Genomic DNA, 13,561 nt, shown 5'->3' with positions numbered 1-13,561 from the left:
CTCTCAAGTCTAGTCGTAGTATTGTTTACCCAGAACACTCTTTTTAAAAACAACAAAGATATGGTAATAGTCAGTGATTATAGGCACAAAAACAGTTAAGGACTTTTTGATAGACGTCAGCTAGGAAGATCCCAACAATAAAGAGCACCCTTCTGAATTCAGAAGGATGCCCTTGGTTCTAGTCTTCTAACGTTTTTTTTCTGCGAAACTTATTCAAAAGTTCATAGACGAGCGGTACGATGATTAAAGTCAGCAATGTGGAACTTGCCAGACCACCGATAACCGTGACACCTAATCCTTTACTAATGATAGATCCGCCTTCAAATCCAAGAGCTAACGGCAGCAATGCACCGATTGTGGCTAATGCTGTCATGAGAATTGGTCTTAAACGGGTCATCCCTGCATCAAGCAAGGCCTCTCTCGTTGTAAACCCTTCTTTCTCGCGCGTGATGACTCGGTCAATTAAAACAATAGCATTGGTGACCACAATACCGATCAGCATTAACGCTCCGATCATAGCTGATATGCTCAGCGTTTCCCCACTGATTAATAATCCCAACACTGCACCGATGATGGTAAACGGTAATGAAAATAGAATGGCAAGAGGGGCTAACGCTCCGCCAAAGAAGATGACGAGAATCAAGTAAACGATCGCAACGGCAGCCAGCATCGCCAACCCTAGTTGGGTGAACGATTCATTAATATCCTGGGTCACGCCTCCCATTGCAATATCAACGTTTGACTCCGTATCCATCTCGTCAATCGCTTCCTGAACATCGGATGAAACGGTGCCGATATCATCGGACGTAATTTGAGCGCTGACACTCGCATACACCCGTTCGTTTCGTCTAGTAATCGTATCTTCCGTGGTTCCTTCTTCTACTTCCACGAGTTCATTAACAGGGACGGTTTGACCACCTGGCGTTTCAATCTCCTGATTCGTCAGGTCATCAATGTTTTGATACGCCTGTTCCTCTTCATTTACGTAGACATCAATGGATTCCCCATCTTCTTCTATCGTCGTAACAACAGCGTTTCGCCTGTTCTGGCTCAGCTCCATACCGAGCTGACTAGCAGTCAAACCTAGCTCGCTTAAGCGTTCATGATCTGCGGTTAACGTATATTCATCATAGGATTCAGATAGACTTGAGTCGATATTGCTCAAATCTTCCTGTTCATTCAATAATTGTTCTACATCCTCTACATACGGCTTGATCTCTTCTGTATCTTCCCCATAAATGAGAAGTTCGAGATTACTACTTCCGCCGCTTGCAGAGAAATCCTGTGAAGCCCATTCCCCTTCAGACGTTTGTTCATTTAACGCATCAATCACCGTTTGGGTCTCGTCAGAGAAACTCTCTGTATCGCTGTCGTACTCAACATAAAACATGGCTTCATTCGACGCACCCGGACTCATAGGGTTTTCGCCCCCGACAGAGTATTGGATGTTTTGCACTTGATTACGTCCTTCAAAATACCCTTCTGCTGATGTGGCTACTTCTTCGACGTCCTCGCGCGTTTGACCTGGTGCCGGGCTATAGGTGGCCATAACCATTTTCTCACCTTGAGACGGAAGGAAGCTGACCCCGACCAACGGAATCATCGCGATGCTCCCGACCAGCACAGCAATGGCAACGACAGATGTGATGATTTTATGATTCAGCACCTTGTTGAGAAAACGACGGTAACCCCGAGCCAATTTGCCAGCCTCTTCATGACCGGACTTGGTGGCCCGTTTGTTTTTCAATAACGAATGCGACATCATCGGCACAATTGTGATTGCCACCAGCAATGAAGCAAGCAACGCAAACACTACTGTTAGGGCAAACGGTAGGAAAATCTGCCCCACTGTTCCTTCCACTAAGCCTAGAGGCAGGAAGACTGCAATGGTTACAAGCGTTGAGGAAAGAATCGGCATAAACATTTCTCTCGTTGCCGAACGGACGAGCTCTTTTCCTTCCAATTGTTCTTCCGTCATTGATTTGCGCCGGTATATGTTTTCGACCACCACAATGGAATCATCAACCACCCGGCCAATCGCGACCGTCATAGCACCGAGTGTCATAATATTCAACGTGATGTCCATTTGATTCAGTACCAGGACAGCAATCAATAGGGATAGTGGTATGGAAATCACAGAAATCAATGTTGTTCTTACATTACGCAAGAACAGCAAGATCACAGCTATGGCGAAAATGCCGCCGAAGAGCGCTTTGTTCAACATCGTGCTCACGGATTCTTCAATCGGTTCCCCCTGATCAAACGAATACACAAAGCTGACATTATCTAACTCTTCCTCAAACGATGACGTCTCTTCTTTAACTTTATTTACGACATCAACGGTATTTGCTTCTTGTGATTTAACAATCTGGAGGCTGATTGAATCTTCACCATTCGTTTTTGAAATCGATTCAACCTTACCTTCCATTGATATATCTGCTATTTCTCCCAGTTCCACAGTCGGGATGTCCGCTAGTTCAGCCTGGGCATTTCCACTTGCTCCTGATTGCCCCTGACTGCCTGCATTACTAGAAGGTGCTCCATCTCCAGGTTGCTCCGATGGTATATCTCCTCCGGCTGACGGTCCTTGACTCCCCGCTTGACCTTGACTACCTTGAGAAGGAACTGCTGGAATTTGTAAGCTTTTCAACTCTTCTATACTCGAGATGTCACCATTTACAACCACGGACTTTTGAGTGTCATCGAAGGTGAGTAAACCTAACGGGTAAGAAACATCCGACCCTTTGAGCAAATTGGTTACCGTTTCCTTATCCATTCCGAGCTCAGCTAAGCGATCCTCATCATAATCGATCGTCGCCTGTTCAACCTGCTGCCCGGATACTTGAACATCGGCTACTCCTTCAATCCCTTCAATTTGCGGTAAAATCTCGTCTTCTACCGTATCCGTCAATTCAGAAAGTGATTGATCTCCATTCAATACGCTGACACTGACAACAGGTAAGGCATTGAAATTCAGCCTTGAGACAGAAGGATCCTCCACACTATCAGGAAAATCTACATTGCTTATCGTCTCGTTCAACTCATCTTCAGCTTCATCGAGATCTTTATCAAAATTGTATTCAATCTGAAATGATGATGCATTTTGAAAAGAAGATGAGCTGACCGTTTTCACCCCGCTCAGATTACTGACCTGCTGTTCAATCGGTTCCGATACTTCACTGGCCACTTCTTGCGGTGTAGCTCCTGGATAAGTCGTTGAGACCGTAATAATCGGCGGCTCGATATCAGGAATCGTTTCTAGTTTCATATTTAAACCAGCATACAAACCTGCTACAGTAATAATGATGGTCATAAACCAAACTGCAAATTTGTTATTCATAGAAAAATTGATTATTTTGTTCAAAACTGTATTCCCCCTTTAAGTTTGACTGGTCGGTCATTGCAATTTATAATATAACTGACCACTCGGTCATAAGTCAAGAAAGAAAATAAAAAAGGAGACGTTCAAATGAATCATAAAACCAAGCATATCATTGAACAGTCCATTAAGTTATTTGCTAATAAAGGATTCAGTTCCACCTCAGTTCAAGAGATCGCCAATGAATGTGATATTTCAAAGGGGGCATTCTACCTCCATTTCAAATCAAAAGATGCGTTATTAATGGCCATTTTCGAATACTATTTCGATATCCTTCAAGCGCGTATTGATGATATTGAAATGAAGGATCTCGACCCTCGTACCAAACTGTATCGGCAACTGTATGTAACGTATGAAGAAATCACCCATCACCGGGCATTTATCATCATGCAAATTCGCGAACAGGCCATCCCTTTCAATACGAGTATCGAAACATTCATTAAACGGAAGCGTTACAGTTCTTATCTTTTTTATAAACAACATTTACTCAGCATTTATGGTGATGCCATTGAAGACTATGTATGGGAACTCAGCATCCTGCTCCAGACCATGTTCCAATCTTATATGGAACTTATGATCTTTGAACAAATTGACTTGGATTTGGATAACGTCTGTGAAGCCTTATTGCGAAGGACTGACTATTTAGTTGAAGGTTTCCTGCAATATGATGACCATGTAGTCATTGATGAAACTCTTATGAAAAGTATTATTCCATCAGATTTACTTCATCTACAGTTAGAGGACATTACGTCATCCCTGCAAGCTATTTCAGATCAGGAGCTTGAGCCTGGGTTGGAGGAAATCAAAGAGACCGCAGAAGTCCTTCTCGATGAACTGCATCAGCAAAACCCACGTAAAGCATTGATTAAAGGCATGGTAACCAACTTAGAGGCCTACGAGCAATACAAAGGTATAGCTGGAAAACTGCGTACTTATTATGATTTTTAATGTGTACAATGATACGTGCAGCTGACCGACAGGATACCGGAAGACTCGGTTTCGAAGAGAAGGAAAGTCGTAAATATCGTTCTCCTCGAAACCGAGAAGCTCCCTCCCTACTACCTCGATGCAGAGTCTGAAGTACAACGTGTTTTATGGAAGGAAAAATAAAATTACGGCGTTTAATTTGTCGATCATTTTTCTGATTTTTTGCAGTTATCTATCTAATCGTCCGGATATTTATGGTGAAATACTCTCATAACCAATCCTTAGGTGGCGATTTCAAATAATGGATAGTTTAATCTTAATCATGTTCATATTCATGTTAGTAAGCTTTGGAGCAGCCATTGCCTTCTATCCCGGCTTTAAATTTTACCGTTTTCATAAACTTCATTCACCCGATTTAACCTACACCCTCCAGATTCACCCTACACCAAAGTTTAAATACATCAGTGATTCAACTAAACGTATTCTCGAAAACAGCGCATCAGGGTATACCATTGACCCTTTCATCCCTCTTAATACAGCAGTAGACCACCACAAATCACGCATTGAGTCGATTTACCTAGGAAACATCACAAGCCTGACCACAATGGAAGTCGAATTCAAGACTTCATCAGGCCAGTCATTGTGGCTGGAACAACATTTGCTCCCTTATCACAACTGGAGAGGAAAGCTAAAAGGATATAATGCCATCGCGCGCAACATAACCGAAAAAAAAGAATTGGAGCACCGATTACAATGGTTAAGCCACCACGATGATTTAACAGGGGTTTACAACCGAAATTATCTGGAGCAGATACTCCAGAGCCCCCATCACCTTTCTTTCCCGATGACGGTGTTGCTCTGTGATTTTGATAACATGAAAGTGTTTAATGATGAGTACGGCCATGATCAGGGAGACTACATATTGCGTTCTTTCACCCGTATTACCCACGAGTACTTGGGTGAATCCGCTCAAATTTACCGGTATGGAGGGGACGAATTCGTCATTTTCATCCCCGGCACATTTTTTGATGGAGAGATGGATGAGGTCATTGCCGGTATCCAAAAGCCTCTTGCCTCGATTGTTGTAGAGAACCATCGCTTATCTGTATCAATCGGCTATTCATTCGTCTATAATGAAATCGACCTACGCCATGCAATTAAATTCGCCGATCAACGGATGTATCAACAAAAGAAGCAGCATCACGAAACAATAGTGACGACTAGCCGCATATGATAGAATGATCATAACGCTTAAGAAAGGCAGGGATTCGATGGGATTTTTAGATGGAATAATGGGCAACGCATCTGAAGTCGATCTTAAGGACGTTGAAGACCAGTTAGAAGACATCATTTCGGATAACGAACGCGTAACGAAAGCTTATAAAATACTCCGTGACATGATGATTTTTACAGATAAACGATTGATACTCGTTGATAAACAAGGGATGACCGGGAAAAAAGTCGAATATCATTCTGTGCCTTATCGTTCCATTACCCATTTCAGCGTGGAGACGGCGGGAACGTTTGATTTGGATGCTGAGTTAAATATCTGGATTTCCGGAAAGTCTGAACCTATTGCGAAACAGTTCAAAAAAGATGATAGTATCTACGATATCCAAAAAACGATCTCAGACTACGTCACCCAATAACGTTATGCTTCTGAAAAGATCAGAGGCAAGGCTGGGACAAAACTGAATGAAATACAAAAAACGTCGAACTGGTAGAAATCCGTTCGGCGTTTTTGTGTATCAAGCAAGACGATCAAAGACCGCTCCGTCAAACCACACCGCTTTCCACGGGCACAACCCTTCAGCTTCTTCAAAAAGCAAAGAGGCGGCTCAGTATCTTGTTTAAGTCTAATAACGCGAGATTTAGGGAACAAGGAATAATGGTAAAGGAGGACGTGATCATGGAGCATCGAATTTCCCATCAGGAAATGGATAGATTGTTAAAGCAGTTGGAAGATGATTATGTGAATGCCATCAGGGACGATAATAGCACAAACGTAGAAGAGTTTATTGAACAGTTTTTGTATAAGTCCTGGACCTATAATGATCAGAATATAGAAAACATCAAGCGTGTTTTGGGGCGTTACAAGAGTGGCGATATTTATCAAGGGGTCTTTAGTGCAGCATTCAATGAAATGGTTGACCATCTTCAAATAAGATTGGAGCAACTGGATCAGGACAGAGATTACCCAGTCCTGCATTCAGAGCATGGCGCCTCTCTGCTCGTCGCTTTCGTAGACGGCCTGATTATCCAGTACTATTTAGGTGTTTATGACATCGAACGATTAAGAAAAATGACGCCACACTTAACTCAAGTCCTCCTTAATGCGTTGAAAAGGGAACCTGACGGATAAGAGGGGAGCAAGAAACGGAACACTGCGCTTCCACGGAAAGCGAGTCGTTCCTCGCGCCTCTTACTCACGCCATGTCTTCAGCTTCTTTAACTTCATCAAGCACAGGATAGACAGCCTCAACACCTTTTTCAGCCACGGTACAGGCTACACCTATGGGGGTGCTCCAGAATGAATCGGGGATCACCGGGTTTTTCAATCCTGCCGGCTGAAATAACGCGCGATAGATTCTCTGAACATGTTGATAGGTTTCTTGACGGTCCTTTTCTTTTTCGCCTCTTGCAACTAGAAAAACGTATCTCATGGACTGGAACAAATTGTCCCCTGGCATGAATGTGTATTCCTTAAAGAACTTCAATTGCCTCTCCGCTTCTTCCTTAAGTCCTTTTTTCACTTCGAGGTCATCGAGATGTTCAAATAAATGGCGGTATACGTCCTGAAACACCCGGCGTTTTTCATCCTGCATCACCTTATCCGTGTAAATCTCCTGGAGCTTAGCGTAAGCCTGGTCATGCGTCCAATTCATACCCTATCCCTCCTCCGATTAATATCACTTAACTTATTTATTATGATACTATTGCATTAACAAAACTTTCAAATTTACTACTATCCGGTTCGTGAAAGGAAGCGATACGATGCCTCGCCCAACGTTGTCAGAACAGTTATATACATTGGAAAACGAGTTATTGCAAGCGGATGTACGTCTATCAAGAGACGCACTTAATCGTATGCTGAGTGACGATTTTATCGAATTCGGAATTTCCGGTCTCACCTACACAAAGCATGATATTCTTGAGCGACTTCCCACAGAAGAGCCGGCTGAGCGAACAATCTCTCACTTCCACGCCGACCCCTTAGCAACTGATATTGTCTTAAACACATTTCGTGTCTATAATCACGGATCAGACACCTACTCTTTACGTAGTTCCATATGGAAGCGAGAAGGCGATACATGGCGGATGACTTTCCACCAGGGGACACGTACAGATGCTTTCAAGCCTGAGGAAGACACCTAAAAAACACGCTCGGCACTTAAGGGCGGTATCCAAACGCTTTAGCCTCTTCAATTACAGAACCCATTAACTGAGGGAGGTCCGTTGATTTTGCTTGAAGCAGATCAGGCAAGTGGGAAACTAATCGATTCCATACGATGGGATTGGCCGCCATTGCGTTAAATAATGCTGCTTCATCTTGGGACCAGGCACGTAACGATTGGACATAGTCGAGCGTCAATTCAAAAGCTGGGAGCATCTGTTGATCACGTTTGTTTTGAAAATCTTCCATAACCGACTCCCATGCTGCACCCTCATCATGCCGATCCCATGCCTCAGCTAATAAAAACGATTGCAGGAACGCATCGTTTATACCAAGACCGGTACTTGGATCCTTGCAATGGCCGGCATCTCCGATTAACGCCCACCCTTTTCCGTAAGCTGTTCGAAAGAAATTCGGCACCCCTGCCGTGCCGAACACCTTGCCTTCCAACCGGGCATCTTGCAACCGTGTTTCCATACGATACAGCTGGCGATAGGCTGTTTCAAATTGAGAGCGGGGATTTTGTGCAAACGCCTGGTATTCGTCGGGGTGAATCTCTAAACCTAAACAATCCATCCCGGGCTCCATTGGAAATAAAAAACCGATCCGCCCTCCCTGAAGAAATATTTCAGTCGTGGGCTCTTCTAAGGCTTTGACGTTTCGGTAGTACCCATAAAAAACCGGCCTTTCTGCCCCTTCATTCCGGTACGTTTCTGCTCCTGCCCATTCGGCAGTTCGCGAACGTTTTCCGTCAGCACCAACGACCAGTTCGCCATAAGCCTCCATTTGCTTGTCGGCATAGACCCCCTCCACGCCGATAACATGATCGCCCTCTTTAATTAAGCCTTTAATAGGCGTGTTTTCCATCAGTGTGACACTATTATAGGTCAGCGCCTTGGCTATTAATATCTGATCCAAGTCCTTTCGTCTCGGGATCAATGTATAATGTGAACGCGGTCCTTCTATTAAACTATCCGCTATATGCGTTCGCATGCGCGTGATCTTCCTTAAACCCAACGCCTCTACTTCATCGAGCACACCCAGTTTGTCCAAGTAATGAATGTGGGAAAGATGGTGTGTTGATAACGTATCACTTGGGAAAGCTGCCTTATCAACCAACAGAACGTTCTTGCCGCGTTGTCCGAGTAGAATAGCGAGGCTTGCACCTGCTGCCCTCGCTCCGATGATAATCGCATCATAATGGTTTTGCTCTGTCATGTATAATCACCTTTTAATTCTGCAGTGTCTTGATCTTGTACTACTTTATCGTTTTTTAATCATCTTTTCCATTGCAAACGCTCTATTGGGGTTCAATTACAGCCAAGACCACAAACTAGCTCATAACCGAGCATTACCTACAATTAACAGTCTTCTATGAATAACTAACCTTCTGCCAAAAATGGATTATGAAAAATAATCTCTTTTAATTTAATTGGGTACATATATACTTTTTCTAGTTCCTTTAATGGAATCCATTCGGCTATAGATACTCTTTCTCCTTCTATAACTTCAAACCATGGCTTGTCATATAAATTTTCATCCTTGAACTTTACTACATAGACTTGTGTAATTTCATGTCCTATTTCATTTCCTATATTAAAGATATTCTCAACACAACTTATGTAAGTGTCTATTATAATTTCAATGTCCACTTCTTCTTTAAATTCTCTTATTAATGTTGCCTGTGATGATTCACCGTGCTCAATCTTACCTCCAATAGGACGATAATAAACTCCTTCTCCAAGAGAATGAGCACCATTAAACTTTTCTAATAAAATGTGATTATTTTTTAAAACTAACCCTAATACATTAGCAGTCGGCACCCTCACCCCCCCTTCCAACCAGTATGGTGGATTTTTTACGAAACAGTCACAACCCCGACTCACTTAAAGAATTCCATATGAGGTTTAGCTTCTTTATAGTAATTGATACGATCCTGTAACGTACCCGTATGAAATTCGAATTTGCGGCCATCCGGATCGGTAAAATAAATAGATTTCTTATCGCGTTCGTCTCTAGGCCGGCCTGTGAGAATGTTGACGTTTAAATTCTGCAGCTTTTGATATGTTTCGTCTACTTCTGTTTCATCAATCGTAAAGGCGATATGGGTGTAGGACTGATGCTGTTCTTCTCTCGGAATATCTCTTTCTTCATTCAAAGCGAGCCACATGCCACATAAATCGAAGTAAGCAGTCGTTTCCCCTTTAACTAATAATTCAGCTTCAAAAACATGTTGATAAAACGCAATAGACCGTTCTAAATTGGATACCGAAAAAAGAAAGTGATTAATCCCTCTGATTTTCAACGTGTGTCACCTCCCGATATGGCCAAACATTTTGACCCTCAAATTAAATTCTAACATCTGATTAGAGGAGTAGTACCTAAAAGGAAGCTTCTATATACGAAAACCCTGCACTACTGTAAGCGGTGCAGGGTTCATGATTTTAATATCGTTTTTCTTGTTCAACTTGATGGTGCTCATCAAGAATGGTCAGGCGGCTCGGTTTATTTTCTTGAGCCAGCTGTTCAGCTTTTTCTAGTGCTGTATCTTTTTCATCATACAGATCAGTAGGGGCTATATCTTCAATTTTTACTAACCAGCCTGTTACATCTTTATTGGGAGCAACTGTATATTCCTTCATCCAAAAACACTCCTTTTCGTCTTTTGCAACACCATTCCCACCGCTGAGGGTATTCAAACATCGAGGGGCCAGGCCGCTGAATTCTGACAATTCAGTTGACAGACAATTGTTGGTCATTTATAATCTTCAACAAGCATATAATACTAAAACATTTTAATATCTCTTATCGAGAGTGGCAGAGGGACTAGGCCCTGTGATGCCCGGCAACCTTCAAGCAACGGCTTGAAAAGGTGCTAATTCCTACAGATCGTACAGATCTGAAAGATAAGAGGAGGACTAGACGTTAACGCCCTCTTCTTACCGAAGAGGGCTTTTTATATTTTCTTGAAATGTTTCCTTGCTCATTCAGACAATCTTAAAGGAGGAGTTTAAATTGACATTACCATTCCATCTTTACCGCCCGGAAACACTTTTACTTCACGGAGGACAAGAGCCTGACCCTGCAACAGGGTCTCGCGCCGTCCCCATCTATCAAACGACGTCCTACGTATTTGAAGATACTGATCATGCCCAGAACCTTTTCGCTTTAGCTGAACCCGGTAATATTTACACACGAATTGGGAACCCGACGGTCGATGCCTTCGAACAGCGCATGGCTTTACTAGAGGATGGTGCCGCTGCTGTAGCTACGTCTTCAGGTATGTCAGCCATCACGCTTTCGATATTGAATATTGCAGAAGCAGGCGATGAAATCGTAACATCGACCAATCTTTACGGAGGTACTTACAATTTATTCGTTAACACTTTACCGCGATATGGTATTAACGTTAAATTCGTAGATAGTACGGAACCAGATAATTTTGCCCTGGCGATAACTGATAAAACAAAAGCGATTTTTGCTGAAACGACTGGCAATCCTAGTCTGAACGTTTTAGATTTTGAAGCCGTCGCCGATATTGCACATGAGCATGAAATTCCTCTCATTATCGATAATACGTTCGCCACGCCTTATATTTGTAAACCGCTTGCCTGGGGGGCTGATATTGTCATTCATTCAGCTACAAAATGGATTGGCGGACACGGTACAGCCATTGCGGGAGTCGTTGTTGATAGTGGACGTTTCAACTGGGATAACCCAAAATTCCCGCGTTTCACTGAGCCTGACCATAGTTACCATGGCCTCCGCTACGCTTACGATGCAGGCCCTGCAGCCTTTGCCATTAAGCTGCGCGTTCAGTTACTGCGTGACATTGGGGCTTGTCTGAGCCCACATAACGCTTTTCTTTTACTTCAAGGCCTCGAAACCCTGCACTTGCGGATTGTTGAACACGCTGATAATGCATTGGCCGTAGCTGAATACCTAAAGAACCATGAAGGTGTTGCATGGGTGAACTACCCGGGGTTGGATGACCACCCCTCTCATGAGTTAGCCAAAAAGTACTTTCAATACGGGTTCGGCTCCATCATCGTGTTCGGTATTAATGGGGATCGCGAAGCTGGACGTCAAGTGATTGACAACACGTCGCTATGGTCGCATGTTGCTAACGTGGGGGATGCTAAATCACTGATCATTCACCCCGCTTCCACAACTCATCAGCAGCTAAGTGGTGAAGATTTAAGAAAATCGGGCGTTAGTGAGGAATTGATTCGATTGTCCGTCGGCCTCGAATCTGTTGAGGACATCATTGAGGATTTAAACTATGGCATTGAACAGGCTACAGGCGCCTCCAAACCATATGCGTCAGAACGCACGTTGATTGAAGATGTCTTATCTTCCTCGCTTGACCGTACAGACGGAGGATTGCGAAAACGTCGTATTTACGCAATTGGCGAGAGCCTTTCAGACAATACGTCCCAAGAACTCCGAAAGTTATCTCGTCTCGGATTTGAAGTTAAAACCTTCGATGAGCCCCAGCACCTCGAGGTACCTGAGGACGGCATCATCGATATCATCTATTTTGAAGAGCCTGAGCCCGTTCAGCTTAACGAGGCAAAAGCATTGCAGCCAACCTTAGTATGGAGTAAATCATCCTTAACCAACGAAGATGATCGAGTCATTACAGGCTTTCCGATCTACGACAGTGTCATTGCATTAAGACAAGGGGAATCACTGATTGAATCTGAATTATCACTTTAAAGAATTTCAGAAAGGAGCGCACAGATAATGTCATTAAAAAGCCCGGTAACGAAGCAGCACACTACAGAGCACGTGAATATTGGCTCCTTCCGACTTGATTCCGGGATTATCCTTCCTGAAGTCAGTTTGGCTTATGAGCGGGTAGGTCCAGCAGATGCGCCTGCAATTGTGATTTGTCACGCTTTAACAGGCAACCAATTCGCGAAGGGGTCTGACGAAGCGCCGGGCTGGTGGCATGGTCTGATTGGTGATGGAAACGTTTTTGATACGCAGCAGTTCCAAACAATCACATTCAATGTGATCGGTGGTTGTCACGGCTCAACTGGTCCGGCCAGCCGCCACCCTGTCAGTCAACACTATTATCAGACGGATTTTCCTGTCGTGACCGTTAGAGATATGGTAAGGGCTCAATACGAAGCGTTGAAAATCCTTGGTATTAACGAAGCGAAAGCCGTAATTGGCGCTTCTCTCGGGGGCATGCAGACACTGGAATGGGGTTTATTGTATCCCACTTTTATGGAGCAGCTCTTTGTTATAGCAGCTACGCCCTCCTTGAGTGATTATGGGATTGCCTTTAACCACATCGGTGCAAAGGCAATTAAAACCGACCCCGCCTGGAATGACGGGCGCTATAACTCAAACCAGGATTTAAGCGGATTTGAAATAGCACGGATGGCCGGTATGGTCACGTATCGAAGTGCCCCCCTTTTCGACCAGCGTTTTGGACGCACGCTGACAAATGAAAGGCATTACCAAATCCAGACGTATTTGGATCACCAGGGCGAAAAAATCAAAGAGCGCTTTGATGCCAACAGCTACCTTTACTTGTTGGAGGCAATGAACCACCATGATATTGGGGAAGGACGCGGAGGCATCGAAAAAGCATCCCAGCTTTTCAAAGCCCCTGTCTACACCTTAAGCTTTCAGCATGACCTCCTTTATCCCAAAGAACAAATGGAAAACTTCGCTCAACTCGTACCTGAAGGTGACCATTTCCATGTCGAGACAGATTTCGGCCACGATGGCTTTCTTGTGGAATTTGAACGATGGAACTGGTGGGTCGAGCAAAAGTTGAATCAATAGCTGAACCGTTCTTCCAAACTAATGAAGCGTACGACAATTCCCTGTCGTACGCTTCATTT

13 protein-coding genes and 1 riboswitch are annotated in these 13,561 nt (G+C 43.7%); of the genes, 7 read left to right on the top strand and 6 right to left on the bottom strand.

Features of this window, described 5'->3' with window-relative positions:
* Positions 1 to 178 precede the first annotated feature (178 nt).
* Positions 179 to 3,364 carry an efflux RND transporter permease subunit gene (locus HOP45_RS04285; RefSeq protein ID WP_181347673.1) on the bottom strand — a complete coding sequence of 1,062 codons (3,186 nt, stop codon included), beginning with the start codon at positions 3,362 to 3,364 and terminating at the stop codon, positions 179 to 181.
* Between the two features lie 105 nt (positions 3,365 to 3,469).
* Between HOP45_RS04285 and HOP45_RS04280 the strand changes: the two genes are divergently transcribed.
* From HOP45_RS04280 to HOP45_RS04265, 4 genes are all read left to right on the top strand, one after another.
* Positions 3,470 to 4,327, top strand: a complete 858-nt coding sequence (locus HOP45_RS04280; RefSeq protein ID WP_181347672.1) for a TetR/AcrR family transcriptional regulator — start codon at positions 3,470 to 3,472, stop codon at positions 4,325 to 4,327.
* A gap of 280 nt (positions 4,328 to 4,607) precedes the next feature.
* Complete coding sequence (locus tag HOP45_RS04275; RefSeq protein WP_181347671.1) at positions 4,608 to 5,540, top strand: sensor domain-containing diguanylate cyclase; 933 nt, start codon at positions 4,608 to 4,610, stop codon at positions 5,538 to 5,540.
* 37 nt (positions 5,541 to 5,577) lie between these two features.
* Complete coding sequence (locus HOP45_RS04270) at positions 5,578 to 5,955, top strand: PH domain-containing protein (protein ID WP_181347670.1); 378 nt, start codon at positions 5,578 to 5,580, stop codon at positions 5,953 to 5,955.
* A 260-nt stretch (positions 5,956 to 6,215) separates the two neighbouring features.
* Positions 6,216 to 6,668 carry a hypothetical protein gene (locus tag HOP45_RS04265; protein WP_181347669.1) on the top strand — a complete coding sequence of 151 codons (453 nt, stop codon included), beginning with the start codon at positions 6,216 to 6,218 and terminating at the stop codon, positions 6,666 to 6,668.
* 64 nt (positions 6,669 to 6,732) lie between these two features.
* On the opposite strand, the gene HOP45_RS04260 is transcribed toward HOP45_RS04265, so the two are convergent.
* On the bottom strand, positions 6,733 to 7,191 hold the full coding sequence (locus tag HOP45_RS04260; protein WP_181347668.1) for a hypothetical protein: 459 nt from the start codon (positions 7,189 to 7,191) through the stop codon (positions 6,733 to 6,735).
* Positions 7,192 to 7,300: 109 nt separating this feature from the next.
* Between HOP45_RS04260 and HOP45_RS04255 the strand changes: the two genes are divergently transcribed.
* Positions 7,301 to 7,681: a nuclear transport factor 2 family protein gene (locus tag HOP45_RS04255; RefSeq protein ID WP_181347667.1), complete on the top strand. Its 381-nt coding sequence runs from the start codon at positions 7,301 to 7,303 to the stop codon at positions 7,679 to 7,681.
* A 16-nt stretch (positions 7,682 to 7,697) separates the two neighbouring features.
* On the opposite strand, the gene HOP45_RS04250 is transcribed toward HOP45_RS04255, so the two are convergent.
* The 4 genes from HOP45_RS04250 to HOP45_RS04235 all read right to left on the bottom strand — a co-directional run bounded on the left by HOP45_RS04250 (position 7,698) and on the right by HOP45_RS04235 (position 10,342).
* Positions 7,698 to 8,918, bottom strand: coding sequence for an FAD-dependent oxidoreductase (locus HOP45_RS04250; protein WP_181347666.1), 1,221 nt, complete (start codon positions 8,916 to 8,918; stop codon positions 7,698 to 7,700).
* Between the two features lie 164 nt (positions 8,919 to 9,082).
* Positions 9,083 to 9,523: an NUDIX hydrolase gene (locus HOP45_RS04245; protein WP_181347665.1), complete on the bottom strand. Its 441-nt coding sequence runs from the start codon at positions 9,521 to 9,523 to the stop codon at positions 9,083 to 9,085.
* A 59-nt stretch (positions 9,524 to 9,582) separates the two neighbouring features.
* Complete coding sequence (gene fosM, locus HOP45_RS04240) at positions 9,583 to 10,005, bottom strand: FosM family fosfomycin resistance protein (protein WP_181347664.1); 423 nt, start codon at positions 10,003 to 10,005, stop codon at positions 9,583 to 9,585.
* Between the two features lie 139 nt (positions 10,006 to 10,144).
* On the bottom strand, positions 10,145 to 10,342 hold the full coding sequence (locus HOP45_RS04235) for a DUF2188 domain-containing protein (protein ID WP_181347663.1): 198 nt from the start codon (positions 10,340 to 10,342) through the stop codon (positions 10,145 to 10,147).
* A 160-nt stretch (positions 10,343 to 10,502) separates the two neighbouring features.
* Positions 10,503 to 10,613: riboswitch (SAM riboswitch) on the top strand.
* Between the two features lie 102 nt (positions 10,614 to 10,715).
* Here HOP45_RS04235 and HOP45_RS04230 point away from each other — a divergent pair.
* Together HOP45_RS04230 and metX are read left to right on the top strand one after the other, a co-directional pair.
* On the top strand, positions 10,716 to 12,419 hold the full coding sequence (locus HOP45_RS04230; RefSeq protein WP_181347662.1) for an O-acetylhomoserine aminocarboxypropyltransferase/cysteine synthase family protein: 1,704 nt from the start codon (positions 10,716 to 10,718) through the stop codon (positions 12,417 to 12,419).
* 27 nt (positions 12,420 to 12,446) lie between these two features.
* A complete protein-coding gene (gene metX / locus HOP45_RS04225) occupies positions 12,447 to 13,502 on the top strand; it encodes a homoserine O-acetyltransferase MetX (RefSeq protein WP_181347661.1) in 1,056 nt (351 codons plus the stop codon).
* The last annotated feature ends 59 nt before the right edge of the window (positions 13,503 to 13,561 follow it).

This window comes from Thalassobacillus sp. CUG 92003 (assembly GCF_013618635.1).
Classification (GTDB): Bacteria; Bacillota; Bacilli; order Bacillales; family Halobacillaceae; genus CUG-92003.
Note: the sequence above shows the minus strand (reverse complement) of the source record. Positions and strands in the feature narration are given on the sequence as shown.

Coding starts and splice junctions, on each gene's coding strand:
- HOP45_RS04280 (WP_181347672.1), top strand. CDS start 3,470: ATGAATCATAAAACCAAGCATATCATTGAACAGTCCATTAAGTTATTT.
- HOP45_RS04275 (WP_181347671.1), top strand. CDS start 4,608: ATGGATAGTTTAATCTTAATCATGTTCATATTCATGTTAGTAAGCTTT.
- HOP45_RS04270 (WP_181347670.1), top strand. CDS start 5,578: ATGGGATTTTTAGATGGAATAATGGGCAACGCATCTGAAGTCGATCTT.
- HOP45_RS04265 (WP_181347669.1), top strand. CDS start 6,216: ATGGAGCATCGAATTTCCCATCAGGAAATGGATAGATTGTTAAAGCAG.
- HOP45_RS04260 (WP_181347668.1), bottom strand. CDS start 7,191: ATGAATTGGACGCATGACCAGGCTTACGCTAAGCTCCAGGAGATTTAC.
- HOP45_RS04255 (WP_181347667.1), top strand. CDS start 7,301: ATGCCTCGCCCAACGTTGTCAGAACAGTTATATACATTGGAAAACGAG.
- HOP45_RS04250 (WP_181347666.1), bottom strand. CDS start 8,918: ATGACAGAGCAAAACCATTATGATGCGATTATCATCGGAGCGAGGGCA.
- HOP45_RS04235 (WP_181347663.1), bottom strand. CDS start 10,342: ATGAAGGAATATACAGTTGCTCCCAATAAAGATGTAACAGGCTGGTTA.
- metX (WP_181347661.1), top strand. CDS start 12,447: ATGTCATTAAAAAGCCCGGTAACGAAGCAGCACACTACAGAGCACGTG.